Below are 26,367 nucleotides of genomic sequence, written 5' to 3'. Positions count from 1 at the left end.
GACGACGCTACTTCGCGTCGGACGCGGCCTGCAGAGCCGGCTTCATGTGGTCGAAGGCGTACGGGATCGAGTTCGGCGACGGCTCGTTGAGACCGGTGATCTCGAGTGTCGACAGCATCGCGACCGCGCCGGTCTTCACCGAGGTCAGGTTCTTGTAGCCGGGTAGGCCTTCGACCCGCTCCTGCAGCTTCGGCGTCTGGCTAGCGGCGACGAGGAGATCGGAGTCGAGGAGGTTGACGTTCTCGGTACTGATCTGGAAACGCGGCTGCCCCGTCTTGGTCGACTCGCGGATCGCCGTCGGCGACATCTTCAGACCGAGCTGCGAGAACAGCTTGGCCGATCCGTCGGACTCGTCTCCGAGAACCGAGATCTGGTCCGAGCCGTAGAGGTACGCGAACGAGTAGGTCTTGCCCTTGAGACCGGGAAATTCGTCGGCGAGCGCCTTGATCTTGGCGTCGACGCCGCCGATGATCTCCTTGGCCTTCTCCGGCTGGTGCAAGATGGTGCCCATCAGAGTCACCATGTCCTGCCAGGGATCGACCTGTTGACCGCTGATCTTGTCGATCGTCGGAGCCATCGCCTCGAGCTTGTCGAAGCCTTCGGCCATGGACGCGAAGCCGGGAGCCAGGATCAGGTCGGGTTCGAGCTTGGCGACCGATCCGACGACGTCGTCGTTCGGGTTCACCAATACCGAGTCGTTGAGCTTGTCACCGAACCACGGAGCCTTCTTCCCGGTCTGGACCTCTTGCGCGTCGTAGTACCCGACGGGTGTGACACCGAACGACAACGCGACGTCGGTCCACTGTCCGCCGAGCGTCACGATGCGTGTCGGCGTATCCGGGATGTCGACCGTGCGGCCGTCGGGCAGATTGATCTTGACGGGCGCGGCATCCGCGTCGTCCGGCGACGAGCATCCGCCGATGACGAGTGCGACGACTGCGACGATGATGAGAACGAGACTCGACTTCAGCCTGGTCATCGGGATTCTCCTACTCTAGGGACGCCTCGAGAGACGACCGATTCGATGGGTCAGACCGTGCACTTGAGCATCGCGTATTCGGCGATGGTGCAGACGCTCGTGTTGGACAGCTTCCATTTGTTGTCCGTCCACACCCAGCTCAGATCGAGGTAGCGCGAGCCGTTACCGACCAGCGACATCTGCAGGCGAGCGTTCAGGGTGGTACCGTTCTGGGTGATCGGCCCGACGACTTTGTAGCTGAATCCGGCTCCGCTGACCTTCAGCATCTGAGCCACGGCGTTCACCGAACCGACAGCCTGCTGACCGCCCTGGAGTTCATCGGCACGGGTGGCGTTCGACGCGCCGGTGTTCATGATGGTCTTGACCTTGGTGTTGAGCTGTCCCGCGGTCAACGGTGCGGGCGTCGACGACTGCGGCTGTGTCGGAGCGTTCTGACCTGCGTCGCCCGTCTGCGGTGCGGTGCCGGTGCCCTGGGTGCCCTGAGTGCCCGTCCCGGTGCCCGCGTCACCATTGCTCTCGGGGACGTTCTCCGTCGGCGCGCCGGCGATCGGCGTGCCGGCCGCCTGGTCGCCGGTGTTCTGCGGGGTGGTGACCCCGTTGGGCGTCTGCGTGCCCTGAGCGTTGCCGAGGTTAACAACCGTCGGCTGAGCGGCCGCCGTGTCGGTCCCGAACTTGTCCGACGTGGCGAGCCCGACGACACCGATGGTGACGATTAGCGCCGAGATGACGGCCGCGATGCCCGCAGACGCCAGGATGGTTGGGACGTTGACCTTCGAGCCCGACGATCCCTCGGATTGGGCGGAACGCTCCGGCTGCGTGTACTCCCCTGGCTGGGCGTACTCCCCCGGCTGCGCGTAGGGCTCGTCAGCGTACGGCTGCTCCCCGAACGAGTCTCCCTGCGACATGTGCGTCTCCATTCATCGTCGAGGCACCGAAAGCCCCGCTCGCATAATATAGGTCAGGCTAACCTGAATCTCAGGTAACATTCAAACCCGACCTGTCGGATTCGAGCAATACGATCCGCGTCACATGTCGGCCGCGGTCGCACGACTGGGATGTCACGTGATGGATCCCGCGAACCGTCGGTAGCCGACGACGTCGGGGCGCATCGACGCCGCGACGAGTTCCCAGAGCACCTCGTCGGTGCCGCCGCCCACGCGGGCGAGCTTCATATCCCGCCACCACCGTGCGAGCGGCGTCTCGTCGGTGAGGAATCCCGAACCGCCGAACAGGTGCATGCACTCGGAGACCACCTCCTCCCCCAGCCGCGCCGCGGACACCTTCATAGCTGCAGCGGTTCGCAGGTCCATCTTGCGGCCCGCCGCGATTCCATCGAGCGCGTACCGGAGCATGTCGACACGCGACTGCAGGTCAGCGACGCGCAGCCGCAATGCCTGGTGCTCGAACAAGGTCTTGCCGAACTGGGTGCGATCGTTCATCCGCGCGAGCGTCACGCCGATCACGGTGTCGCACGACGACGCCACCTGCGCCGCGATCGACAGTCGCTCGTGCGCGAGACCCCAGCTGACAGCGGCGAGCCCGGTTCCGGCCCGCGCGATCAGATGGTCGGTCGGCACGACGGTGTCGATGCTGACGGCTGCGGTGTCCAGGGGTCCCGCGCTGGCCTTGCGATAGGGCGGTTCGACGACGACCTGGGACGTCGGGACGAGCACGAGCGCCACATTCCCGTGCGTGCTGTCCGGCCCGTGCGTGCTGTTCGGGTCGTGCGTGCTGTTCGGGTCGTGCTCGACGCTGCGGGCCACCACCAGGATGTAGTCGGCGATCGGCGAGAGCGACACGAACTTCTTACGTCCGACGACGCGCAGTCCGTCGTCGCCGGTGCGGACGGTCGTCTCGACGATCTGAAGATCCGATCCGCCGGAGGACTCCGAGGCGGCCAGACACAGCACGGACTCCCCGCGAATTGCTTCTTCGGCGACCCGGCTCAATGTCTGCGATCGTCCGCCGAAACGGCGAAGCACCGCGATCGCCGAATCGTGCAGGCTCACACCGACACTGATCCCGGCCGACCCCTGACGGCCGAGGCTGCTGCCCAGGGCGAACAGTTTCGCCAGATCCGGCTTCTTGTCGTCGCCCCACTTGTGGGTGAAGACGCCCGCGGCGCCGAGCTTCTCCAGAAGCTTGCGTGGGAAGCGCTCCGCGGTCTCGGCTTCCTCGACCCACGATCGGATCTCGTCGTCGAAGACGTCGTCGAGGAGCGAGCGATACTCGTCGAGCGGCATCGTCATGACAGGGCTCCCGCGGTCACCATCTGCTTGGTCTCGAGTCGACGCAGCTTGCCCGACGTCGTGCGCGGCACGGTGCCGGGATCGAGCAGGATCACGTCGGCGGGGACGATGCCGCATTCGGAGGCGACCGCCGAGACGACCGCCGACCGGGTCGCGACACGGTCCGAACCGCGGTACTCGGCGACCACGACGAGCCCCGGTCGCGACGAGTCCTCGTCGCGCGCCATCGCGACCACACCGCCGCGTTTGACGCCGTCGACCGACGCCGCGGCTCGCTCCACCTCGACGGGGAACAGGTTCCGTCCGGCGACGATCACGATCTCTTTCGCGCGCCCACAGATCACGAGACGTCCGTCGAGGAGGTAGCCGAGGTCGCCGGTGTCGAACCATTCGTCCTCGCCGAGCTGCGGGTGGCCGAGGTAGCCGCTCATCATCGACGTACCGCGGATCTCGACGCGGCCGACCTCCCGGTCATCGATCAGCGGAACATCGACGTTGGGTTCGACGATGCGGATCTCCATGCCGTCCAACGGCTTTCCGAGCACCGCGTAGCGGCGACGCCGGGGTTCAGAGCCGTCGCCGGGCGGCGTGACGGTCACCTCGTCGTAGGCCGCGCCTTCGCCGGTCGCGGGCATGGTGACCGCGCAGGTCGACTCGGCCATGCCGTACGCGGGCGCCGCTGCGGCCGGGTCGAACCCGAAGCGTTCGGTCTCGGCGAGGAACTTGTCGAAGGCATCCGGGTCGATGGGCTCGCCACCGCTGATCGCGACGCGCAGGTTGCTCAGGTCAGCCGACTGCAGGAGCCGCCCGTAGCGGCCCAGGATGTCGTAGGCGAAGTTGGGCGCCGCAGTGACGGTCGCTTTGGTCTCGGTGAGCCATTCCAACCATTTGAACGGTGCGGCCGCGAACGCTGAGTTGGGCACGATGTACGTCTGGAATCCCGCCCCCATGCCCGCAAGCAGAAAGGTCAGGCCCATGTCGTGATAGAGCGGAAGCCAACTGAATCCGATGTCTCGACTGTGGTGCATGCCGAGACGGGCGACGAGTTCGCCGGTGTTGGTGTGGACCGAGGACTCCGGCAGCGCGGCCGTCTTCGGGTCGCCGGTGGAACCCGCGGTGCCCTGAAGGACGGCCGGCGCGTCGGGGCCCGCGACGACCGGGACGAACCCGGCGGTGTCGGCTCCGACCCCGTACTCGCGGGCCGGAGCCAGGTGCAGGTCGCCGTCGACGGCCGTGAGGAGATCGAACTGCGGGCCGTCGCCGAGGACCGTCCCGACGCCGATGCCCGCGAACCGCGTGTACGTGGCCTGCGCCCACCGATTCTCGTCGGCACCTCGGATCGGACCGGGCAGGATCGCCACGGCTGCGCCCGCGAGCCAGGCACCCTGGATCGCGGCGATCAGGTCGACGGTCGGGTCGCCGATCAAGCCGACGTGTTCGACCTGCCCCTCATCGCCCCGCGCCGCGACGAGGGTCGCGGCGATCTCGACGGCGCGAGCGTGCACGTCGCGCCAGGTGCGGGTCTCCCACGCACCCGTCTCAGAGTCGAGGACGGACAGCGACCGGTCGCTGGTGAGCATGGCCCTGCTGAACGGTGCGGTGAACGCGCTGGGCGTTCCGGTCTCGTCGATCACAGTCGTCGGCGTCATAGCGCTTCTTTCGTCGAACCCATCGAGAGGGGGCGTGTGCGAAGTCGGCGATCAGCCTGGCGATCGCCTCGGGGTCTTTCAGGTGCGGATGGTGTCCGTGGCCGGCGAGCAGGCGCGTCTGGACCGGCCCCGACGCGTGTTCGGCGACGGCGTCGAGGTGGATCGAAGTGCCGTACTCGTCGTCGACTCCTTGGACGACGAGCAGCGGGACGTCGATCCGCGGCAGCAAATCGGTGAGGTCGAGCGAGGCGAACTCCTCGGACAGCCACACGCCAGACCATCGCGCGAACAGACCGTCGGGATCGTCGTGGAACATCGCCAGCGACGGACGGACCTGCTCGTCGAAGCGGGCCGCGGTGGCGCGGATCCCGGTCAACGTCGTGTCCTCGACGACGAGGTGGGGCGCGATGAGCACGGCGGCCCGCACCGGGTGTGTGCCGGCGTTGACGACCGCGATCGACGCACCGTCGCTGTGCCCGACGAGGAACGGTGTGTCGATGCCGAGCGCGTCGAGCACTTCCGGGAGGACGTCGGTCCCCTCGCGGTGCAGGTAGTCGGCGCCCTGCGGACCGTCGCCGGCCGAACCGCCGTACCCGTGGCGCGAGTAGACGAGCGCACGCATCCCGGTGGCGTCGCTGACCAGCGACGGGAGCCGCCCCCACTGGCCGGCCGATCCGAGTCCCTCGTGCAGGAACACCAGGGTCGGCAAGTCGGGGTCGCCGTCGAGCAACACGTATTCGAGGTCACCGAGCGGGTGCGGCAGAGTCGGCATCGCGCGTCACCACCCGTGGTTGGAGACGTCGAACATGTTGGCGCCCAACGTCGACTTGCCGACGTAGTCGAGGCAGTCGGCGGGTTTCGCGGGCATGATCGAGCAGAACTGGACTTCCCGGAGCAGTCGCTGCAGCGGTTGGTCGGCGGCCATCGCCGCCGATCCGACGAGGGCGACGGCCTGCGCGGCCAGCGACTGCGCGGTCTCGCCCAGGTGATGCTTGGCCGCGTACACGGTCGCGTTGGTCGCCTGATCCGAGCGCCGGTCGACGACGCCGCGCGCAGCAGCCGTCGTCAGTGCTCGGGTCGCCTGCAGCGCGACCGTCATCGCGCCGAGACGTTGGACGTCGGCGGCCTGGCTCCGTCGTCGCTCGTCGGCGCCGAGTCGTTGCGCCGCGAAGTCGACGATCGCCTCCGACAGGCCCAGATAGGCCCCGAGGTAGCCAGCCGCCATCCAGTGCGGGTCACGGACGGCTTTGAACAGCGACATCCCCTCGACCCCGAGGAACAACCGGTCGGCGTGAATCCTGGTGTCGGCCAGGAACATCTGTGCAGTCGACGTGCCGCGGAGCGCGGTACCCGCCCATTCCGTCGAGAAGGAGACGCCCGGATCACCGGCGCTCACCACGAAGTGCGACACCTCGACGTCGGAGTCGTCGTCGTGGGGCCGTGCGGTCACCACATAGTGGTCGGCGACTCCGGAGAGCGACACGAACGACTTGTGTCCGTCGAGGACGTAGCCGTCGCCGTCGCGGCGGTAGACGGTCGAGATGCCGCGCAGGCGCGCGCCGGTCGCCGGCTCGGACGCCGCCGATGCGAACATCGTGCGGCCTACCACGACCTGGTCGATCACCCAGTCGCGGAAGGCGACACCGGTCGATCCGAGAGCGTCGACGTCGGCTTCGAACAGGGATCCGATCGCGACGTTGTGCATGTTGAAGCCGAGCGCGATCGCACCGTTGGCGGCGGCGAGTTCGGCGAGAAGCCGTGTGTAGTCGGCGAAGTCGAGGCCGAGCCCGCCGTTCTCGATCGGGATCATCGCGGCGAGCAGTCCGGACTCCCGGATCAGGTCGTAGGCCTCCTGTGGCGGCGTCTCGCCCCGATCGATCGGATCGGCGAGTTCGGTCAGGCGCGGCGTGATCGACGCGGCGAGGTCCAGCGCGGCGTCGACCGGGTGTACAGCGATCGTCATGTCAGTTCTCCACCGGAAGTCCGAGGTCACGGGCGATGGACACCCGCAACAGGTCGTTGGTGCCCGCATAGATGGATGCCGCGATCGCACTCGTCATGTTGATTCCGTATCCCGAATCGGCGATCACCGAGCGTGCGCCGAACAGCGGCGCGGCAGCCGTCTCGAACGCGAGTAGGTCCTGCGCGCAGGAGATCTTGACCTGTGCCGCGTCCGTCGACAGCGCGCTCAGCGGGGTGGCGCCCTCGTCGATGCGGCGTGCCATGTCGTAGACGAGGGCGCGGACACGGTAGCGGATGGTCGCGAGGTCCGAGACGCGCGACGCGACAAGCGGGTTCGAGCCGAGACTCCGGCCGAACTGCTCCCGATCACGCAGCCACCCGACGACCCGTTCGATCGTGGCGTGCATGCCGCCGAGTGCGTAACTCATCAGCAACGCGCGCTCCCACGTCGTCGTGCTCGACAGGAAGGCGAGCCCTGATCCTTCCGCAGCCACCAGGTCAGCATCGGCCACGGCGACGCCGTCGAAGTCGACGGCACCCATCGGCACTTCGGTGAGCGCGACCTTGGCGAACGGCTCGGAACGGACGACGCCCGCTCGACCCGAGGGGATCAGGAACGCGCTCAGCGCGAACGGGTGACGCGCCTCGTCGGTGCGCGCGAACGTCAGGATCAGATCGGCTTCGGGCGCGGCGGTCACATACGCCTTGCGGCCGTCGAGCCGGTACCCGCTGTCGGTGACCGTGGCCGCGGTCCGCATGGACAGCGGGTCGGAGCCGCCGGTCTCCTCGGTGAGCGCGTGGCACAGGACGAGCGAGCCGTCGATGAGACCGTCGACGTAGGGAGCGAGCGGGTTGCGCGCCGACGACGCCAGCGGCCACTGGATGCCGAAGATCTGCGACGTGAACGCATAGCAGAGGCCGGCGGGAACGCCTGCGCGGCCGAGTCCTTCGATCACCGCGACCGCGTTGGTGACTATGCCGTCGCCGGTCGCACCGCGCAGCGAGTCGGCCATGACAGCCGAGACCGACGGGAGGGCCAGCAAGGCGCGCCACGCGTCCCGGAACCTCATGTCGGCCAAGGCCGCGGCGATGTCGGCGGCCTCCGCCTCTACAGCTGCAGGTACATCGGCTGGGGGCACAGCGGCTGGGGAGGCCTCGACTAGACGAGGCACCGCCGTCATCAGACGCGCTCCGCGAGCACGGCGGTCACCGCGGTGTGCAGCGTGGTCGGCGTGCGGAAGTTGCGAGCGACGACCATGTCTTCGGGAAGTTTCCGACCGAGCCGCTTCTCGAGTTCGGCGACGATGTTCACCAGGGTGAGCGAGTCGAGCATGCCGGTGATCAGCATCTGCGTGTCCGCATCGATCGGCTCGGCCTTGCCGTGCCTGCGGACGATCGCCTCCGACACCACCTCGCACACGTCGTCGATGGCGAGCTGTCCGAGATCGTCCTGCGTCATGAGTGTGCCTCCTGCTGGTTGGTGAGCATGTCCGCTGCGAGTTCTTCCAAGCGGGGCCGGTCGACCTTGCCGCGACGGTTCGTCGGCAACGGGGAGTGCGCGACGACCCGGTCGGGCTGCGAATAGGTTGGCAGCCGTTCTCGCAGAGCGTGCTCGACGGTGTCGAGCACAGTGGTCGGCGACGTCGCATCGACGTCGACGAAGAGGGTGAGGTATTGGTCGGCGCCGGTGGCGACGGCGGCCGCCCCGTGTGTGGCACCGGCTTCGGCGGCGATCGCCTCGATCCCGGACAGGTCAATGCGATAGCCGCGACGTTTGATCTGGCGGTCGACGCGACCGACGAGAACCAGGCGACCGTCATCGTCGCGGTACGCGCGGTCGCCGGTCCGGTAAGCGCGTCTGCACTTCCCGTCGCCGAAGACGACGTCGACGGCGGGATCGAAGACGACTCCGTCGACGACGTAGCCGGTCAGCAACGTGGGACCGGCTACGACGAGCTCGGCGTCGACGATCTCGACGAGCACCCCGTCGACGGCCTCGCCGATGGGCACCGGCGTCCCGGGCCGCCACTGCCGGACATCTTGCGCGGTGCACACGTTGGTCTCGGTTGGCCCGTACCAGTTGAGTACTCGGGCGTCGGGGAATGCGGCGAGAAGGTCGGTCAGCGCGGCCACCGGATACGGTTCGCCCGCGAACATGATGGTCGCCAGCGCGGGCAGCGTCGCCGACCGTCCGCCTGCCGCGACGATCCCCTTCATCAGGGTCGGGACCGCGTAGACGGCGGTGATCCGTTGTTCGGCGAGCCAGTCGACGGTGTCCGCGGGGAACGGCTTCAACCAGTCCGGGAGGATGACGGCCGTAGCTCCGGCGACCGCCGTGGCGAAGACGTCGAACGTGCTGAGGTCGAAGGTCAGGGCGGCCTGGGCAGCCACCCGGTCCTCGAAGGTCAGGCCGGCGGATCGGGCGGCCCACCGCGCGAAGTGCGCGACGGCCTCACCCGAGAGGAGCACCCCCTTTGGGACGCCGGTGCTGCCCGACGTGAACAGCAGGTAGCCGCCCTCGAGGCGGGACGGCGACGCGTCGCGAACGACCACGGCGAGCCCCTCCCCGACGTCGACGGACGACGGTTCGCCGCTGCGCACCAGCAGATGCGAGATGCCCGCCTGCTCCAGGAGCGCGCGGACGCGTTCGGACGGATCGTTGACGTCCAGGGGTGCGACGACGGCTCCGGTGGCGATGACGGCGTGGATCGCGATGAGGGCGGAAGGCGAACGCGGCACGTGAACGGCGACGGCACGGCCGGGGCCGATACCCGCTTCACGGAGGCGCCCGGCGAGATCGGCGACCCGTGTCCCCAATTCACGGTAGGTGATGCGCTCCGCTTCGGTGGCGATCGCGCAGCGTTCGGGATGGTCGGCCACGGCGGCGCCGAGGATCGTCGCGAGTTCACTGACCGTCGAAGAAGTCGAGAGGGTGTCCATGTGCGTCTCAGCCGAGATGGGCGCGGAGCGCGTTCTTGTCCATCTTGCCGAGCGGCGTCAACGGCATCTCGTCGATGATCCGCACGACATCGGGCGCCTTATAGGCGGACAGGCCGACCGACTCGGTGAACGTCTGGAGGTCCCGACGCGTCAGCTCGGGGGCGCCGTCGTCGATGACGACGAAGGCCACCGACCGCTCGCCGAGCGTCTCGTCGGGTTCGCCGAGGATCGCCAGCGCTCGGATGTCGGGGTGTTCGAGCAGCGCACCCTCGACCTCGGTCGCGGCGATCTTCTCGCCGCCGCGGTTGATCTGGTCCTTGATGCGGCCGGAGACGATGAGGTGCCCGCTGTCGAGTCGGCGGACGAGGTCGCCGGTGCAGTAGAAGCCGTCGGCGGTGATGGCCTTCGCCGTCTGTTCCGGAGCGTCGAAGTAGCCGCGCAGCGTGTACGGGCCGCGGACGGTCAGTTCGCCGATCTCGCCGTTCGGGACCACGACGCCCTCGGCGTCGATCACGCGGATCTCGTCGTACTCGGAAACCGGGACGCCCTGGGTGGTGGCGAGAAGTTCGGGGTCGTCGTCGAGGTGGGTGGCGCAGAACAGTCCCTCGGACATGCCGAGGATCTGCTGGAGCGTCGCATCGAACTCGTCGATGATGCGGCGGGCCTCGTAGTCGGCCAGACGTGCCGAACCGATCTCGATGATCTTCAGGGAGCTGAGGTCGTTCTCGGTGAACTCTCGCTCGTCGAGCCACATCGGCGCGAGCTGCGGGTTGATCGCGGTCATGGTGACCTTCTCGCGTTCGATCAGCTCGAAGCACACCGCTGGATCCTGGTTCGGTGCGAGGACCACGGTGCCACCGACGCGGAACGTCGACAGGATGCCCGGGCAGTTCCAGGTGTAGTTGAACGCGATCGGCAGGATCGCGAGGTACACGCTGTCGGCGTCGAGACGGCTCCGGTCCCCCGCGACCCGCGAGTTGTACGCGTAGTCGTCGTGCGTTCGCCCGATGAGCTTGGGCATGCCCGTCGTTCCGCCGGACAGCAGGAGCAGGGCGATGTCCGACGGGTCCGCCGGGTCGCCCAGCCCACCGTCGTTGAGCCCCCCGTCGTCGTTGAGGCCCCTGTCGTCGCCCAGCCCCCTGTCGTCGCCCAGTCCCCTGTCGTCGTTGACGTACAGCGAGTCGAAGGTGTGGAAGCGGTCGTCGGCGGCGTGGTCGCCGAGATCACCGGCGATGATCACCGAGGTCATGGACTCCACTTCGTCGGCCACCTGGCTCGCGAGGGCACGGTGGTCGAAGCGGGCGAACTCGTCGGTGGTGATGTACGCGACGGCCCGAGTCGCGCCGGCGAGGTAGCTGACCTCGAGGTGGCGGTGTCCGGGCTGGGTGTGGACGGGCACCGCGCCGAGACGCTGCAACGCGAACCAGCCGATGACGAACTCGGCCGAGTTCGGCAACTGGAGGAGCACGGCGTCGCCCCGGCCGACGCCGATGTTCCGCAGGCCGTGCGCGAGACGCGTCGCACGCGTCGCGAGGTCGCGGTAGGTGAACCGGCGGTCGCCGTCGACCACCGCCGTCGACTCCCCGTAGAGGTCGGCCCACTCGTCGAGGCGAGTGCTGAAGGTCTTGCCCTCCCACAGCCCGAGATCGCGGTAGCGCTGGGCGAAGTCAGCGGGCCAGTCCGGAATCAGGCTCCGGATCGTAGCGGTCTGCGCGTGATCGTCGACAGTGGTCATCGGTCAGCCTTTCTGCGTGAGAGGGAGCGTGAAGTCGGGTTGCCACCCAGCCCGACCCCGAATGAGGGAATGAGGCTAGCCTAAACTTAGCATCTCGATCGAAGTCAGGTTAGGGTGGCCTCATGGGTAAAGGTTTCAGCGGGCTCGTCTTGAAAGCGATGGGCGGCAGCGACTACGTCCTGACCGTGACATCCACGCAGAAGATCACGGACGAGTACGTGCGCCTCGGCTTCACCGGCGGCGGACTGCTGGCCGACCATCCGATTCATCCGACCCAGTGGGTCCGACTCTGGATCCCGGACGGCGACGACGTAGCGCAGCGCGGCTACACCCTGTGCGACCCGAATGCCGACGCCGACACCTTCGACGTGGAGTTCGCGATCCACAACGGCCCGGCGGCCCGGTGGGCGCTCGCCGCGGAGCCCGGCGACGAGATCGCCGCGACCGTGATGGGATCCAAGTTCGAGATCCCCACCGTCACGCCAAGCGAGTACCTGATCTTCGGCGACACCGCGTCGCTCCCCGCGATCAATTCGCTGCTCGACGCGATCGGCGGCGTACCCGCGCGCGTCTGGATCGAATGGCAGTACCCGTCCGACCAGAGCCTCCCGCTCCGCGCGACCCCGACGACCGACGTCACCTGGGTCGAGCGCGTCAACGACGGCCAACTCCTCCGCGAAGCCGCCGACCAGCTCACCCCGGCCCCCGGCGCCTTCGCGTGGGTCGCCTGCGATGCGATGACCACTCGGTCGGTGACCAAGTCTCTCCGCGGCCACGGCATCGACAAGGCCTCGATCAAGGGCCGCGCCTACTGGAAGTAGGCCGTACAGCTAGGCGCCAGCCGCGGGCACGGTCGCGCTGGGCGACGAAGTCGGCGTAACGCCCCTCCCGGGACGCGAGCTCGGCATGCGTTCCGCGGTCGACCACTGTGCCGTCGTCGACCACCACGATCTGGTCGGCGTGCGCGACCGTCGACAACTTGTGGGCCACCACCACGACCGTCTTGCCCTGCGTCAACTCGCGCAGGCCGTGCACCACCACCGCCTCGTTGTGCGGATCCAACGCACTCGTCGCCTCGTCGAGCAGCACGATCGGCGCATCCTTGAGGAGCGCTCGAGCGATCGACACCCGCTGGCGTTCACCACCGGACAGGTTCGCGCCGCGCTCGCCGACCATCGTCTCCCACCCCTGCGGCAGCCGTTCGACGATCTCGTCGACGGCGGCGACCCGCGCAGCCCGGCGGACGTCCTCGTCGGACGCGTCCGGCCGACCGATCCGAATGTTCTCCTCGATAGTCTGATTGAAGAGGTAGACGTCTTGGAAGACCGGCGACACCTGCGCCATCAGATCCTCCAACGACATGTCGGCGACGTCGACGCCACCGATCCGGACCGCTCCCCCGTCCGCCGGGTAGAACCGAGCCGCCAGCCGCAGCAATGTCGTCTTGCCCGATCCGCTCGGCCCGACGATCGCCGTCGTCGTACCCGCCGGAACCGTGAACGAGACGTCGCACGCCACCCGGACGCCGGGCTGATACCCGAACGAGACGCCGTCGAAAGAGAGCGAGTTGTCTACCGGCACCGCACTCTGCGCCGGGTCACGGAGTTCGGGCGCGGCCAACAGATCGTGGACGCGGTCGACCGCCGCGCTCGCACGGCGCGTGGACGTCGACACCTGCGCGAGCGCAGACACCGGATCGATGAACCGCGACGCCACCACGATCAAGCCGACCGCCGTCGCGGCGGCGAAGTCGCCGTCGGTCGCCCACACCGCGACCGCGTACACGAGCGCGACGAACACGATCTGCACGACGATCGCGAAAGCAGCCAGCCCGGGCACGCTCGCCGCGATCAATCCGCCCGACGCACGACGATGCCGGGCCAGCGCCGACTCCAACGCACGGTTACGCTCGCCGACCGCGCCGAACGCGCGCAGGACCGGCTGAGCGGTGGTGAACTCGAGGACACCAGCGTCCACCTCGGCGGCACTCGCGTGCAGCCGGTCGTCGGCGCTCCGGTACGAGCGACCCGCCAGCTTGTCGACCGCAGCCATGACGGGCAGCGAGACGAGCATGATGACTCCGAGGCGCCAGTCGATGAACAGGACGCCGATCCCGATGCCGATCGGGACGACGACGCCGGTCACCATCACTGCGAGCAGATGGGCGAAGAACTCGACGATCTCGCGGACGTCCGCCACCACCGTGCGTGTGATCGACGCGGTGGTGCGACCGGAGAACCAGCCGAGCGGCAAGGCCGCAAGATGATCGCCGAGACGATGCGAGACACCGCGCAGCATGCCGACGCCCAGTTTCAATCCGAGCAGTGACTGGAAGTAGCCTGCGACCGCCGCGACGACGACCACGCCGGCCATCACGGCGAGCCACACCCCGGCCGCGCCGGTGTCACCGTCGAACAGCGACTCGAGCAGCGGGATGAGCAGGACGAAGGCCGCGGCCTGCGCGACACCGTAGATCAGCGTCGCCACCAGGTGAAACGGAATCAGATGCTGCCGGTCGGCGGGGACCAGCTCGAAAGCTCTGCGGATCATCGGGGGACCTCCTGCTCGTCGGCGAGAGTCGCCATCGCGTTCTCATTGGACTGCCACAGTCGTCGGTACAGGCCGCCGGAAGCCACCAGCGCGTCGTGGACGCCGCGTTCGACGACGGCTCCGGCGTCGAGCACCACGATCTGGTCGACGTCGGTGATGGTGTGCAGACGGTGCGCGATCACCAGGACCGTGCGGTCGGCGATCACCGACGCGAGCGCGTCCTGCACAGCGGCCTCCGACTCGGGGTCGGCGAAAGCGGTCGCCTCGTCGAGCACCAGGACCCGGCTGTCTGCGAGCAGCGTGCGCGCGATGGACAGGCGTTGCGCCTCGCCGCCGGAGAAGTTCACGTCGGAGCCGATCACCGAGTCGTAGCCGCGCGGGAGTTCGACGATCCGATCGTGGATCTGCGCGAGCCGCGCCGCATCCTCGAGGTCGACGGGGCTCGCGTCCGGTCGCGCCAGACGGAGATTGTCGGCGACGGTGCCCGCGATCAAGTGCACGTCCTGGAAGACGAATCCGACGATCGAGTACAGGTCGGCGAGCGGCATGGCCGCGATGTCGCGGCCGTCGATCGTGATCGTGCCCGCGTCGACGTCGTGGAACCGCGCGAGGAGACGCGCGAGCGTCGTCTTGCCGGAGCCGCTCGGGCCGACGAGTGCGGTGACGGTGCCCGGTTCGAGCGTCAGATCGATGCCGTGGAGCACCGGAGTGTCGACGTGGTATCCGAACGTGACGTCGTGGAAGCGAACAGCCCCGGCGACGTCGACGACACCGGAGCTCGCCGCGGTCTGCGCGAGTTCGGGCAGTGCTTCGAGCTCGGTGATCCGGCGCGCGGCGGCCGCCCCTTGGCGGAGCGACTGCCCGGCGTACGCGAAGCCGAGGAACCCTGCCCCCAGTCCGACGCCGACGAGCAGGAACGGAATGAGGTCGAGCGGGTCGATCCAGTCGAGGGTGGTCATGCCGACGGCGGCGGCGGTCACGACGAGCGTCGAGAAGACGGGTGCCAACAGCATGTCGGCCATCGCCTGGAGCCGTGTCATCGGTGTCTTCCACGCGTCGAGCGCGTCGGCGTAACCGTCGACGGCTGCGGAGAACGCCGCGGACGCCTTGCGCGTCTGACCGAACGCGCGGATAACGGCGATGCCGTCGACGAACTCGACCGCGGTGCTGTCGACGGCGCGCTGGCCCGCGGTGAAACCGCCGAGCAGCCGGGTGAACTCCGGACTGGTCATGGCCTTCAGTGCGAACGCATACCCGATCACGGGGATCAGAGTGACGAGCGCCAGCCGCCAGTCGGCGACGAACAGGTACACGAGGATGACCAGTGGCGTCACCATCGCGTTCACGTACTCCAGCCGGACGTGGGCGATCAGATAGTGCAGCGCTTCGACGTCGTCGGACAGCAGCCGTTTGACGTCGCCGGATGTCCGGGCGCTGAACCACCCCAGGGGCAGCCTGCTCGCCTTCGCCGCGAGACGACGACGCAGCGTGAGCTGGAAGCCTGCGTCGACTCGGTGCGTCCAGACGAGTCCGATGATCTGCAGGAACCCGCGGAGGACGGCCACCACGAAGGCGGCGACGACGAGAGCGGTGACGGTGCCGGTGTCGGTGTCGTCGCGCAGGAGTTGCCTGCAGACCTCGACGACGAGAATGAATGGCACCACCGAGGCGACGGCCGACATCGCGACGAGGATCGAGGCGAGTGAGATCGCCGAGCTGACCGGGGCCAGCAGATCCTTGGCCGCGATCTTGTCTCGTTTCGCCTGGGCGCGCAGGGCGACTTGGTCGGGAATCCGCGCGCCGGACGCGCTCGTCAGATTCCAGCCGTCGCCCTGTTCGACGGTCTCGGCCATCTCAAGTCTCCTGTCGGTCACGAGGTGTGCGATACCGCGCGAACCGGTGACGTCCGCGCACCCCCTGACCGTATAGGGAGACGCATCCGTTAGCCTAACCTAAGTGATGTAGCCTAACCTAAGTAATCGCCCGATACCGTGCTCCGAACGTGCATTCCACGCACGCCCCGGAGGCGGTTCCTCTACCGAAGTGGGGCCGATGAGTTCTTCTCCCGTGTCGATCCGGCACCTGTCGTCCACCAGGATCGACGCCGATCGCGATGCACCGCTCGTGCACACCTGGCTGACCCATCCGAAGTCGAAGTACTGGGACATGCTGTCGTCGTCTGTCGACGAGGTCCACGCCTTTCTCGACGAGACGATGCGCGCAGCCGACGGCACCGACTACGGTCTGCGCATCGGTCGCACCGACGGCCGTGACGAGTTCATGTTCGAGCTGTACGACCCGTTGACCAGCGAACTCGCCGAGCCCGACACCGGGTACGTGCACGCCGACGGCGATATCGGCATGCACCTGCTGGTGGCGCCGGCCGACCGACCGATATCCGGATTCACCGGCGAAGTGATGCTGCACATCATGCGCACCGCCTTCTTCGACGTCGGCACTGCGCGCGTCGTCGTCGAGCCGGACGAGCGCAACGTCGACGTGCAGGCGCTCAACGCCGCCGTCGGATTCGAGGTGGCGGGCGACTACCCGGTGGGGAACAAGACCGGCCGCCTGAGCTACTGCACACGTGCGGACTTCGTCCGCGTCACCGACAACGGCACGAGGGTCGACATCGGCAAACGGGCGGCCGTCCGATGAGTGCTTCTCCCGACACCGGCATCGCCGCGCGCTCACTGCGCGAGGTCTACGACCGCCGGATCGCGGCCAAGGTGATCGCCGAGTTCTGTCATGAACGCGCTCTCGCGCCGTTGGAGACGGGCCCCGGCCAGTTCATCCTCTTCTCCGATGACCGCCGGACCGAGTACGCGTTCACCGCCGACCTCCTGTCGCTCGACAGCTGGGCAGTCGACGAGACGTCGGTGCGTCGCACCCGCGCCGGGCGCGACCTGCCGGTGAGCTCGGTCGAACTGGTCGTCGATCTGCACGAGCAACTCGGCATCACCCGTGAGAAGCTGCCCGAATATCTCGAAGAACTCGTGCACACGGTCGCGATCGGCGCGGACCGGTCCGACGACCGACGCATCAGCGCCGCCGACCTCGCCACGGCCGACTTCCAGACCATCGAGCGCACGATGACCGAAGGCCACCCGTGCTTCGTCGCCAACGCGGGCCGACTCGGCTTCAGCGCGCACGACGTGGTGGCGTACGCCCCAGAATCGGGCGGTCGCTACCACCTCATCTGGGTCGCCGCGCTCCGCGACGACTGCGACTTCGCGTCGATGAGCGACGTCTCCTACGACGACCTGCTCCGTCACGAACTCGGTGGCGAGACCCTCGAGAAGTTCTCCGACGTCCTGCTGTTCCACGGACTCGATCCGAACGACTACACCTATCTGCCGGTGCACCCGTGGCAGTGGACGGAGAAGGCCGCGCGCCTGTACGCGGACGATATCGCGCGGCAGCGGCTGGTGATCCTCGGTCCGTCGCCGGACCGATACCAGCCGCAGCAGTCGATCCGAACCCAGTTCAACGCGTCGACCCCCACGCGCCACTACGTGAAGACGGCGCTGTCGATCGTCAACATGGGATTCACTCGCGGCATGTCGGCCGACTACATGCGCACCACCCCGCTCATCAACGACTGGGTCCGCACTCGTGTCGGCGACGACGAGTACCTGCGCGTGCTCGGCTTCGAGATGCTGTACGAGGTGGCGGCGGTCGGCTACCGCAACCGGATGTTCACCGCGATCACCGAGCCGGGTTCGGAGTACCGCAAGGTGTTGTCGGCACTGTGGCGCCAGAGCCCAGTCCCCCGCGTCACCGACGACGAGCAGCTCGCCACGATGGCCGCCCTGCTGCACATCGACCATCTCGGCGCACCGCTGGTCGGCGCGTTCATCGACCGGTCCGGGCTGGCCGCCGACGAGTGGCTCGCCCGATACCTGCGCGCCTACCTGCACCCGATCGCGTATCTGCTCTACCGGTACGAGCTCAAATTCTCTCCACACGGCGAGAACCTGATCCTCGTCCTGCGCGACGGCGTCCCGATCCGCGCAATCCTCAAGGACATCGGCGAGGAGGTCTGCATCTTCGATGAGCCCGCTGACCTCCCCGAGTCGTGCCGACGCGCGCTGACCGTCGAACCCGACGCCATCAGAAACCTCGGCGTCCTCTCTGACGTGTTCGACGACTTCCTGCGGCCGCTCGCCGCGATCATGCACCGCCACGGGCTACTCGACGATGCGCGGTTCTGGGCAGTGGTCGCCGACAGCGTGCGTGCATTCGTCGCCGACCATCCCGACCTGTCCGATCGCTTCGCGGCGTGGGACCTGTTCGCGCCGACGTTCCCCGCCGTCCATCTGAACGGACTGCAGCTCGGTGACAACCGTCGGATGGTGAACGCGGGCGACTCGTACGGCTCCATCCTCGACGCCGACCACCGACTGACCAACCCGATCGCCGATCCACTCGCCGATCCACCCGCCGATCCTCAAGGGGCTCACCGTGTCTGATGACTTCAACCGTTTCGCGACGCCAGGCGTCGGATGGTCGGACGTCGGTGCGTCCCTGACCCGGATGGCGACGGCCGTCGCCGGACGCCACCACGGATCGCCCCTCCCCTACGGCGCCCCGGGCGACATGCTCGGCGCCGTCGCAGCGGTGCTCGGTCCTCAGCGCCTCCCCGACGACGGCATCGGCGAGGACGACGCGCTGACGAGGGTCGCCGAGCTCGTCGCCGTCTACGGCCTGGATCTGACGCACCGGCTCACCGCCGCGCACCTACAACCGCCACCGTTGACGGTGTCGGTCGCGGCAGACGCGCTCGCGAGCGCCACGAACGCGTCGCTCGACACCTACGACTCCGGCCCCGCGACTCTTGCGATCGAGAAGTGGACGATCGCGGCGCTCGCCCGCCTCGCCGGGTTCGGCCCCTCCGCGGGCGGCGTCTTCGGGCCGGGCGGATCGTTCTCGAACCTTCTCGCCATGCTGATCGCCCGTGACCACGCCGCCGCCAAACTCCGTATCGACACCAGGCATCACGGTGTCGCCGGGCTGACGCGTCCGGTGGTGTTCTGCTCGCGGATCGCGCACTTCTCGATCAACCGCGCGTGCGCCACCCTCGGTCTCGGTGAGGCCGCCGTCGTCGCCGTCGACGTCGACGAGGACCATCGGATGATCCCCGCCGCGCTCGACGCCGCGCTCGCCTCCACTGACGGGACGCCGGTCGCGATCGTCGCGACGGCTGGCACGACCGACTTCGGGACCGTCGACCCGCTTCCGGAGATCGCCGACATCGCCGCGCGGCACGACGTGTGGTTGCACGTCGACGCTGCCTACGGATTCGGGTCGTTGTTCTCCGACCGCCTCGCGCACCTCGTGCACGGCATCGACCGGGCCGACTCGGTGACCCTCGACCTGCACAAGATCGGCTGGCAGCCCGCGGCGGCGAGCTTGCTGCTCCTGCGCGACGAGAATCTCTTCGCGGCCCTCAACCGGAACGTCGCGTACCTCAACCCGGAGGACGACGAGGAGGCCGGCTTCGGCGGTCTCCTCGGCCACACCCTCCAGACCACGCGCCGACCCGACGTCCTGAAGGTCTTGACCACATTCCTGGCCTACGGACGTTCGGGACTCGGCGAGATGCTCGAGGCATGCCACGACGTCGCCCGGCACGCCCAAGCCCGCATCGTCGCCGAACCGCAGCTCGAACTGGTCGCGTCGGTCACCTTGACGACTGTCGTGTTCCGGTACCGCTGCCAGGACCTCGACGCGGTGAACGCCGAACTCCGGCGTCGCCTGATCAGCTCGGGGACCGCGTTGATCGGTCGGACCCGTGTGCAGATCGCCGGTGACGCCGAGCCGTCGACGTGCCTCAAACTCACCCTGCTCAACCCGACGGCCACCGGGACGGACATCGACGAGCTCTTCGACGAGCTCCTGCGCCACGCTCTCGAAGTGGAGTCGGAGAGCACGATCGACGGGCCCGGGTACGCGACCACAGAGAAGGTGCGCGCGCATGAGTGACCCCACCCCCGTCGATGTTCTGCCCGTCGATGTTCTAGCCGTCGACGTGTTGGCCATCGGCTGCGGCCCGTTCAACCTCGGTCTGGCCGCGATGGCCGCCACCGCCGACGACGTCGACGTCCTCGTCGTCGATTCGGTCGACGAGTTCCGCTGGCATCCCGGTCTCCTGTTCGAGGAGGCCACCCTGCAGGTCAGCTTCCTGTCCGACCTGGTGACCCTCGTCGACCCGACACATCCGATGTCGTTCCTGGCGTACCTCGCCGACGTCGACCGGCTGTACCCGTTCCTCGTGCGCGAACAGTTCTTCCCGACCCGCCGGGAGTACGAGGCATACCTGTTGTGGGTCGTCGGCAAGCTCGACTCGCTCCGGTTCGGCACCACGGTGGACGAAGTCCGCTGGGACGACGACGCGCACCGTTTCGACGTGCTCGTCACCTCGGGCGGGGCACAGTCGGTGATCCACGCCGGCCACGTCGTCGTCGGCGTCGGAACCGAGCCGTCGGTCCCCGCTGCGATGGACTCGGATGCGGCGGGCGTGCTGCACAGCAGCGAGTACCTGTACCGGCGAGACGACGCGCACGCCGCGGACGCGGTGACCGTGATCGGGTCCGGCCAGTCCGGCGCCGAGATCGTCGTCGACCTGCTCGAAGCGAACCTCGACGGAGGGCCCGCGGTCACGTGGTGGACTCGCACGCCATGGTTCGCGCCGCTCGACTTCACCAAACTGTCGTTGGAGATGACGACGCCCGCGTACATGGACTACTTCCACTCCCTGCCCGAGGCGACGCGCGATCGCGTGCGCGACGGCCACTGGCAGTTCCACAAGGGCATCTCCACCGACACCCTCGACCGGATCCACGACCTGCTGTATCGGCGTCAATTGCACGACGGGCTCGCTCCGGTCGAACTCCGCAACGGTGTCGTGGTCGAAGGACTCGACAGCGGCGGCGGACGCTTCACGGTCCGCGGCCGGCACCTCGACTCCGGCGACACGCTCGCCCACGACGCCGACCTCGTCGTCACGGCCACCGGCTACCGCGAACGGGCACAACCGTTTCTGGCACCGATCGAATCCCGGCTGCACCGTGATTCGCAGGGGCGCCGGGAGATCGCGGCGAACCATTCGGTCGTCGCCGACGGCCCCCTCGGTGACCGCGTGTTCGTCGTGAACGCCGAGATGCACGCCCACGGCGTCTCCGCACCGAATCTGGATATCGGCGCCGTCCGCAACGCTCGCATCCTCAACACCGTCGCCCGCCGCGAGGTGTACCGGCTGCCCCAGAAGACGGCGTTCACGAGTTTCGCCGCCGCCCAGACCTGACGGCTTCCGCCGCGTGAGCGGGGCCGGACCCGCTCGACCGACACACAGACCACCTGCAGAAGACTCACAGACCACCTGAAGACTCACAAGGAGTTGACGTGATTTCCCTCGAACAGATCCGCGCCGACGTCGCATCGCTGCTGGACGTAGATCCCGAGACGATCAGCGACACCGACGACCTGGTCCGTCACGGCATGCATTCGCTGCTCGTGATCAAGCTGACGAGCACGTGGCGTCGCGCCGGGCACCGGGTGCGCAGTTCGCAGCTCGCCGAGAATCCGACGATCGAGGCGTGGGCGGCGCTGTTGGGCGCCCACACGGTGACCCCCGAACCCGCACCCGCTCCGGTGCCCGCGACGCAGGACGACGACCCGGAGTTCTCGCTGGCCACCATGCAGCACGCGTACTGGGTGGGGCGGCAGGACGGTCAGGCGCTCGGTGGTGTCGCCGCCCACCTGTTCGCCGAGTTCGACGGGGAGGGCGTCGACGCCGCTCGGCTCGAGCGCGCAGTCGGACACGTCGTCGACCGTCACGAGATGCTCCGGGCCGCGTTCGGCGACACCGGTAAGCAGCGGATCCTCGACGCTCCGCCGACCCCGGTGTTCAGCGTCGTCGACCTGCGCGACGGCGTGGACGTGGACGCGCAGACCGAGCGCACCCGCGACCGGATGAGCCATCAGCTGTTGGACACCGCGGCGGGCAGTGTGGTCGAGTTCGTCTTGACGCTGCTGCCGGAGGGCCGTCACCGGCTGCACCTGGACGTCGACATGCTTGCCGCCGACGCGATGAGCTATCGCCGGGTCCTCGACGATCTCGCGACCGCATACGAGACCGACGCCGCCCTGCCGTCGACGGATTACACGTTCCGCGAATACCTCGCCGCCCGCGGCGACCACATCTCGGCCGACGAGTACGAGGGCGCCCGTGAGTGGTGGGCCGCCAAGGAGCCGACGCTGCCGGACACTCCGACGCTCCCGACGATCCCGGAGGACCGCCGTGCCGAACCCGATCGCAGTGTCCGCTACCACCACCAGTTGAACGCGCAGGAGAAGGACCGCCTGTACGCGGTGGCCTACGACAACGGCATTACACCCGCCGTCACGTTCGCGGCAGTGTTCTCCGAGGTCATCGCCCGCTGGTCGACCCACCAGCGTTTCCTACTGAACGTCCCGTTGTTCAACCGGGAACCGACACACGCCAATATCGACCAGGTGGTCGGCGACTTCACGAACTCGGTGCTGATCGACGCGGACGCCTCCCACACCGAGTCGATGATCGACCGCGGCCGCAGGCTGCAGCGCGAACTGCACGACTGCGCGGGCCACGCCGCGTACGAGGGCCTCGACGTCCTCCGTGACCTGGGTCGCCTCCGCGGAGCGCCCGTTACGCCGTCGCTGGTGTTCACGTCCGGTCTGGGCTTCGGCGAACTGTTCTCCGACCGCGTCCGCACCCTGTTCGGCGAGCCGGTGTGGATCCTCTCCCAGGGCCCGCAGGTCGACCTGGACGCACAGGTCGTCGAGCTCGACGGCGGTCTGCTCGTCAACTGGGACGTGCGCCGCGACGCACTGCCCGACGGCGTGATGGACGCGATGTTCGCCGAGTTTCGCGCGATCCTGACCGGCCTCGTCGCCGAGGACGCCGACTGGAACGACACGCTGTCGATCGCGCTCCCGAGCGCACAACGCGACGTCCGGGACACGGTCACCTCGACCGCGGCAGTCAGCGAACCGCGCACTCTGCACGGCGCGTTCTTCGACGTGGCCGCCCGCGAACCCGAGCGCGTCGCGCTGGTGACCGCGGACGGCCGCGAACTCTCCTACGGCGATGTCGCCGCGCAGGCCCGCGCGATCGCCGGTGCACTCGCCTCAGACGGCGTGGTCGGAGGCGACACCGTCGCGGTGATCGTGCCGAAGGGACACGCCCAGGTGATCTCGGTGCTCGGCGTCCTCGCCGCCGGGGCCGCCTACCTCCCAATCGGAGTCGACCAGCCCGCGGCACGCCGCGATCGGATCCTCGCGCGCGGCGACGTGAAGGCCGTCGTCATCGGTGACGAAACGGACGCCTCTCCGAGCGAGCCGAAGCCCATCTCGTTCGCCACCGCGCTCGCCGCGGACCCGATCGACGACGTTCGTGCTGGCGACCCGGCAGGTCTCGCGTACGTGCTGTTCACCTCCGGGTCGACGGGCGAGCCGAAGGGTGTGGAGGTGAGCCATCGGGCCGCGGCGAACACACTCGACGCGATCGCCCACGAGTTCGGTCTCCGCGCCGACGACCGCACCATCGGTCTGTCTGCCCTTGAGTTCGACCTGTCGGTGTTCGACGTGTTCAGCCCGCTGTCGCTCGGTGGAGCCCTCGTCTGCATCGACGCCGGGCGGACCCGCGACGCACAAGCGTGGGCGGCGCAGATCGCGGCGCATCGCGTCACCGTCCTCAACGCGGCGCCCGGCCTGATCGGCATGCTGCTCGACACCGCGTCGAACGACCAGCTGGCGAGCCTGCGCACGGTGATCACCGGCGGCGACCGCGTCGACGCCGAACTGGGGCGTCGTGCGCGCGCCGCCGTCCCGGGACTGCGCTTCGCCGGCCTCGGTGGTACCACCGAGACGGCCATCCACTCGACGGTGTTCGAAGTGACCGACGAGTTCCCAGCCGACTGGGACACCGTCCCGTACGGCCGCCCGATGGCGGGCTCGGCGTGCCGAGTCGTCAACGAGCGCGGCGAGGATGCCCCCGACTGGGTGACCGGCGAACTCTGGATCGGTGGCGCCGGTGTCGCCGACGGCTACCGCGGGGACCCCGAACGCAGTGCCGACCGGTTCGTCACCGTCGACGGGATCCGCTGGTACCGGACGGGCGACCTGGCCCGCTACCGTCCCGACGGGACCATCGAGTTCCTCGGGCGCGCCGACCATCAGGTCAAGATCCGCGGCTACCGCGTGGAACTCGGCGAGGTCGAGTCGGCCGCACGCAGCGTCGACGGCGTCGGTGACGCGGTCGCCGCGCTGATCGGCGGACGGCTCAGTCTCGCGGCGACCGGCGAACACGGTGGCGCCGCGCCCGACCCGGACGTGGTGACCGAATCGCTGAGCGGGCTGCTGCCCGACTACATGGTCCCCGAGATCGTCCTCGCCGTCGACGAGGTCCCGCTGACCGCCAACGGCAAGGTCGATCGGGCGTCGATCCGCGGCACCCTGCAGCGGGCCGTCGCAGGCACCACGCCGGGCGAATACGTCGCGCCCTGCAACGCCGTCGAGGCAGCCGTCGCATACATCGCCGAGCAGGTGCTGGGCGTCGATCGCCTCGGAGTGAGCACCGACTTCTTCGACGCGGGCGCCAACTCGATCCTGGCGACGACATTCGTCGCGAACGTGCGCAGCCTGCTCGCCGTGGAAGGCGTCGGGATCACTGCGGTCTTCAAGGCGCGGACCGTTCGCGGGTTCGCCGCGCTCCTGGCCGACCGCGAGCCGGTCCCCGGCCAGCTCGCCCAGGTCGCCGAGATCTTCCTGGAGGTGGCGGGCGTCGAGGCGCCCGCGGGCGATCTGGTCGGAGCGTCGAACTGATGCCGACTCTCGACGAGTTGCAGGCGGCGATGGCCGCCCGACTGTCTGATGCCGGGATCACCGTCGAATCGGGTGTCCCGACGCGACGCGACCCCGAGCGGGCGCGGCTGTCGTTCAGCCAGCGTCTGGTGTGGGCCCATCAGCAGCGGGTCCCCGACAGCACCGCGAACAACATCTGCCTCACCTTTACCTATACCGGTGATGTCGACGCCGACGCGCTCGGACGCGCGCTGCTCGCGGTAGTGCAGCGGCACGAGGTCCTGCGGACGACCTATCACCCCGGTGAGGACGGCGGCGAACCGTTTCAGCGGATCCACGCCAGTTTCCCTCCGCCGGTGGTGACCGTCGACCTCGGCGACGCGGCCGACCCGGACGAGCGTCTTCGACGTCTCGTCGAGGACGCCGCGACCGAGGTATTCGATCTGGCGACCGAGTCGTCTATTCGGTTGACGTTCGTGACGCTGCCGCCCGCCGACGGACAGAAGCGGCTGGCGGTGGTGATCGCGATGCAGCACATCGTCTGGGACGGTATGACGTTGCCCGCGATGGCACGCGACGTCGCGCGCTTCTACACGGCAGCTCGCGAGGCTCCGGACCAGGAGTTGACGGTGGACGCGTTGTCGCCGCAGATCGCCGACTTCGCCGACTGGGAACGCGACCGCTTCGACGACACCGACCATTCGACGGACGTCGCATTCTGGGAGGACCAGTTCCGCGGCGACGCCGCGACCGCGTCGCTCCCCTACGACCGGCGGCCGGAGAATCCGTCAGAGGTGAGCGCCCGCGCGGACCGAACACTGAGCCCGGCCGCGGAGAAGGGCTTGCGCGCGTTGGCCGCAGAACTTCGGATGCCGCCGTTCTCGGTGTTCCTCGCCGCCTACTACCTGGCGCTGCGCCAGATGTCGGGGCGCGACGATCTGCTGATCGGCAGCACCGTCGCGAACCGCGAGGAGCACGGCGCCCAAGCCTTGATCGGCAACTTCAGCAATTCGATCGCCCTGCGCATCCGTGGCCGAGCCGACGACACGTTCGGCGATCTCGTGCGGCGGGTGCGCGCGGTGACCGATGCGGCGTTCGAGCATCGAACGTTCCCGTTCGACGAGATCATCGAGATCGCGCGCCAGGTCACCGGTGACGAGAACGCGTACCCCTTCGACTCGCTGGTGCTGTTCCTCGACCAGAAGATCGACGGCATACATATCCCCGACACGACGATGACGTGGGAGCTCGCCGACAAGGGGCGCGTCGCCCTGCCGTTGACTGTCGAGGCGTTCATGCACCCCGATCGCACCGAGGTGCAGATCGGCTATCAGGTCGACCTGTTTGACGCGTCCACCATCGACCGGCTGCACGGCCTGATCGACGACGTGCTCGGCACGGCGGCGGTCTCGACGCCGTCTGCCGCAGCGACGGTCACTGCCCACTGACATCGGCCCG

Annotated in this window: 19 protein-coding genes; 7 read left to right on the top strand and 12 right to left on the bottom strand. The window is 68.4% G+C overall.

All coding sequences use genetic code 11. The features are described from left to right. Nucleotides 1–7: 7 nt before the first annotated feature. The 10 genes from L5G33_RS00385 to L5G33_RS00340 form a co-directional block, all read right to left on the bottom strand. Entirely contained in the window at nucleotides 8–979 is a 972-nt protein-coding gene (locus tag L5G33_RS00385; RefSeq protein WP_236996162.1) for an ABC transporter substrate-binding protein, read from the bottom strand. Between the two features lie 50 nt (nucleotides 980–1,029). Next, a complete protein-coding gene (locus tag L5G33_RS00380; protein WP_236996161.1) occupies nucleotides 1,030–1,884 on the bottom strand; it encodes an MTB12 C-terminal domain-containing protein in 855 nt (284 codons plus the stop codon). 153 nt (nucleotides 1,885–2,037) lie between these two features. Further along, entirely contained in the window at nucleotides 2,038–3,228 is a 1,191-nt protein-coding gene (locus L5G33_RS00375) for an acyl-CoA dehydrogenase family protein (RefSeq protein WP_236996160.1), read from the bottom strand. Then, the gene (gene mbtM / locus L5G33_RS00370) at nucleotides 3,225–4,877 is read right to left on the bottom strand and encodes a long-chain-fatty acid--ACP ligase MbtM (protein WP_236996159.1); all 1,653 of its coding nucleotides are present in this window, start codon (nucleotides 4,875–4,877) and stop codon (nucleotides 3,225–3,227) included. The genes L5G33_RS00375 and mbtM overlap by 4 nt, the downstream gene beginning before the upstream one ends. Continuing rightward, nucleotides 4,768–5,649, bottom strand: a complete 882-nt coding sequence (locus L5G33_RS00365) for an alpha/beta fold hydrolase (RefSeq protein WP_236996158.1) — start codon at nucleotides 5,647–5,649, stop codon at nucleotides 4,768–4,770. The genes mbtM and L5G33_RS00365 overlap by 110 nt, the downstream gene beginning before the upstream one ends. Nucleotides 5,650–5,655: 6 nt before the next feature. After that, the gene (locus tag L5G33_RS00360; protein ID WP_236996157.1) at nucleotides 5,656–6,840 is read right to left on the bottom strand and encodes an acyl-CoA dehydrogenase family protein; all 1,185 of its coding nucleotides are present in this window, start codon (nucleotides 6,838–6,840) and stop codon (nucleotides 5,656–5,658) included. 1 nt (nucleotide 6,841) lies between these two features. After that, nucleotides 6,842–8,020 (bottom strand): acyl-CoA dehydrogenase family protein, encoded by a 1,179-nt coding sequence (locus tag L5G33_RS00355; protein WP_236996156.1) that lies wholly within the window; start codon nucleotides 8,018–8,020, stop codon nucleotides 6,842–6,844. Beyond that, nucleotides 8,020–8,298: an acyl carrier protein gene (locus L5G33_RS00350; protein ID WP_236996155.1), complete on the bottom strand. Its 279-nt coding sequence runs from the start codon at nucleotides 8,296–8,298 to the stop codon at nucleotides 8,020–8,022. Before L5G33_RS00350 ends, L5G33_RS00355 begins: the two co-directional genes overlap by 1 nt. Next, on the bottom strand, nucleotides 8,295–9,779 hold the full coding sequence (locus tag L5G33_RS00345) for an AMP-binding protein (protein WP_236996154.1): 1,485 nt from the start codon (nucleotides 9,777–9,779) through the stop codon (nucleotides 8,295–8,297). The genes L5G33_RS00350 and L5G33_RS00345 overlap by 4 nt, the downstream gene beginning before the upstream one ends. A gap of 7 nt (nucleotides 9,780–9,786) precedes the next feature. Next, on the bottom strand, nucleotides 9,787–11,514 hold the full coding sequence (locus L5G33_RS00340) for a (2,3-dihydroxybenzoyl)adenylate synthase (protein ID WP_236996153.1): 1,728 nt from the start codon (nucleotides 11,512–11,514) through the stop codon (nucleotides 9,787–9,789). Nucleotides 11,515–11,636: 122 nt separating this feature from the next. On the opposite strand from L5G33_RS00340, the gene L5G33_RS00335 reads away from it, so the two are divergent. Next, entirely contained in the window at nucleotides 11,637–12,335 is a 699-nt protein-coding gene (locus tag L5G33_RS00335) for a siderophore-interacting protein (RefSeq protein WP_236996152.1), read from the top strand. Here the strand turns inward: L5G33_RS00335 and L5G33_RS00330 are convergent. Both L5G33_RS00330 and L5G33_RS00325 read right to left on the bottom strand, forming a co-directional pair. After that, nucleotides 12,310–14,064 (bottom strand): ABC transporter ATP-binding protein, encoded by a 1,755-nt coding sequence (locus L5G33_RS00330; RefSeq protein ID WP_236996151.1) that lies wholly within the window; start codon nucleotides 14,062–14,064, stop codon nucleotides 12,310–12,312. The two genes, L5G33_RS00335 and L5G33_RS00330, sit on opposite strands and share 26 nt — an antisense overlap. After that, the gene (locus L5G33_RS00325) at nucleotides 14,061–15,917 is read right to left on the bottom strand and encodes an ABC transporter ATP-binding protein (protein WP_236996150.1); all 1,857 of its coding nucleotides are present in this window, start codon (nucleotides 15,915–15,917) and stop codon (nucleotides 14,061–14,063) included. Before L5G33_RS00325 ends, L5G33_RS00330 begins: the two co-directional genes overlap by 4 nt. Before the next feature lie 199 nt (nucleotides 15,918–16,116). On the opposite strand from L5G33_RS00325, the gene L5G33_RS00320 reads away from it, so the two are divergent. The 6 genes from L5G33_RS00320 to L5G33_RS00295 all read left to right on the top strand — a co-directional run bounded on the left by L5G33_RS00320 (nucleotide 16,117) and on the right by L5G33_RS00295 (nucleotide 26,357). Beyond that, nucleotides 16,117–16,722, top strand: coding sequence for a GNAT family N-acetyltransferase (locus L5G33_RS00320; RefSeq protein WP_236996149.1), 606 nt, complete (start codon nucleotides 16,117–16,119; stop codon nucleotides 16,720–16,722). Then, complete coding sequence (locus L5G33_RS00315; protein WP_236996148.1) at nucleotides 16,719–18,536, top strand: IucA/IucC family protein; 1,818 nt, start codon at nucleotides 16,719–16,721, stop codon at nucleotides 18,534–18,536. The genes L5G33_RS00320 and L5G33_RS00315 overlap by 4 nt, the downstream gene beginning before the upstream one ends. Then, complete coding sequence (locus L5G33_RS00310) at nucleotides 18,529–20,049, top strand: pyridoxal phosphate-dependent decarboxylase family protein (protein WP_236996147.1); 1,521 nt, start codon at nucleotides 18,529–18,531, stop codon at nucleotides 20,047–20,049. Before L5G33_RS00315 ends, L5G33_RS00310 begins: the two co-directional genes overlap by 8 nt. Further along, nucleotides 20,042–21,370 (top strand): lysine N(6)-hydroxylase/L-ornithine N(5)-oxygenase family protein, encoded by a 1,329-nt coding sequence (locus L5G33_RS00305; RefSeq protein WP_236996146.1) that lies wholly within the window; start codon nucleotides 20,042–20,044, stop codon nucleotides 21,368–21,370. Before L5G33_RS00310 ends, L5G33_RS00305 begins: the two co-directional genes overlap by 8 nt. Nucleotides 21,371–21,468: 98 nt before the next feature. Continuing rightward, nucleotides 21,469–24,930 (top strand): non-ribosomal peptide synthetase, encoded by a 3,462-nt coding sequence (locus tag L5G33_RS00300; protein WP_236996145.1) that lies wholly within the window; start codon nucleotides 21,469–21,471, stop codon nucleotides 24,928–24,930. After that, entirely contained in the window at nucleotides 24,930–26,357 is a 1,428-nt protein-coding gene (locus L5G33_RS00295; protein ID WP_236996144.1) for a condensation domain-containing protein, read from the top strand. The genes L5G33_RS00300 and L5G33_RS00295 overlap by 1 nt, the downstream gene beginning before the upstream one ends. The last annotated feature ends 10 nt before the right edge of the window (nucleotides 26,358–26,367 follow it).

This window comes from Gordonia liuliyuniae (assembly GCF_021738805.1).
GTDB lineage: Bacteria > Actinomycetota > Actinomycetes > Mycobacteriales > Mycobacteriaceae > Gordonia > Gordonia liuliyuniae.
This window is presented reverse-complemented; position numbering and strand designations above follow the sequence as displayed.

Excerpts from the sequence above, each read along its gene's own strand:
- L5G33_RS00350 (WP_236996155.1), bottom strand. The coding sequence starts at position 8,298 with ATGACGCAGGACGATCTCGGACAGCTCGCCATCGACGACGTGTGCGAG.
- L5G33_RS00375 (WP_236996160.1), bottom strand. The coding sequence starts at position 3,228 with ATGACGATGCCGCTCGACGAGTATCGCTCGCTCCTCGACGACGTCTTC.
- L5G33_RS00295 (WP_236996144.1), top strand. The coding sequence starts at position 24,930 with ATGCCGACTCTCGACGAGTTGCAGGCGGCGATGGCCGCCCGACTGTCT.
- L5G33_RS00335 (WP_236996152.1), top strand. The coding sequence starts at position 11,637 with ATGGGTAAAGGTTTCAGCGGGCTCGTCTTGAAAGCGATGGGCGGCAGC.
- L5G33_RS00345 (WP_236996154.1), bottom strand. The coding sequence starts at position 9,779 with ATGGACACCCTCTCGACTTCTTCGACGGTCAGTGAACTCGCGACGATC.
- L5G33_RS00305 (WP_236996146.1), top strand. The coding sequence starts at position 20,042 with ATGAGTGACCCCACCCCCGTCGATGTTCTGCCCGTCGATGTTCTAGCC.
- L5G33_RS00360 (WP_236996157.1), bottom strand. The coding sequence starts at position 6,840 with ATGACGATCGCTGTACACCCGGTCGACGCCGCGCTGGACCTCGCCGCG.
- L5G33_RS00385 (WP_236996162.1), bottom strand. The coding sequence starts at position 979 with ATGACCAGGCTGAAGTCGAGTCTCGTTCTCATCATCGTCGCAGTCGTC.
- L5G33_RS00320 (WP_236996149.1), top strand. The coding sequence starts at position 16,117 with ATGAGTTCTTCTCCCGTGTCGATCCGGCACCTGTCGTCCACCAGGATC.
- L5G33_RS00380 (WP_236996161.1), bottom strand. The coding sequence starts at position 1,884 with ATGTCGCAGGGAGACTCGTTCGGGGAGCAGCCGTACGCTGACGAGCCC.
- L5G33_RS00365 (WP_236996158.1), bottom strand. The coding sequence starts at position 5,649 with ATGCCGACTCTGCCGCACCCGCTCGGTGACCTCGAATACGTGTTGCTC.
- mbtM (WP_236996159.1), bottom strand. The coding sequence starts at position 4,877 with ATGACGCCGACGACTGTGATCGACGAGACCGGAACGCCCAGCGCGTTC.
- L5G33_RS00325 (WP_236996150.1), bottom strand. The coding sequence starts at position 15,917 with ATGGCCGAGACCGTCGAACAGGGCGACGGCTGGAATCTGACGAGCGCG.
- L5G33_RS00340 (WP_236996153.1), bottom strand. The coding sequence starts at position 11,514 with ATGACCACTGTCGACGATCACGCGCAGACCGCTACGATCCGGAGCCTG.
- L5G33_RS00315 (WP_236996148.1), top strand. The coding sequence starts at position 16,719 with ATGAGTGCTTCTCCCGACACCGGCATCGCCGCGCGCTCACTGCGCGAG.
- L5G33_RS00330 (WP_236996151.1), bottom strand. The coding sequence starts at position 14,064 with ATGATCCGCAGAGCTTTCGAGCTGGTCCCCGCCGACCGGCAGCATCTG.
- L5G33_RS00355 (WP_236996156.1), bottom strand. The coding sequence starts at position 8,020 with ATGACGGCGGTGCCTCGTCTAGTCGAGGCCTCCCCAGCCGCTGTGCCC.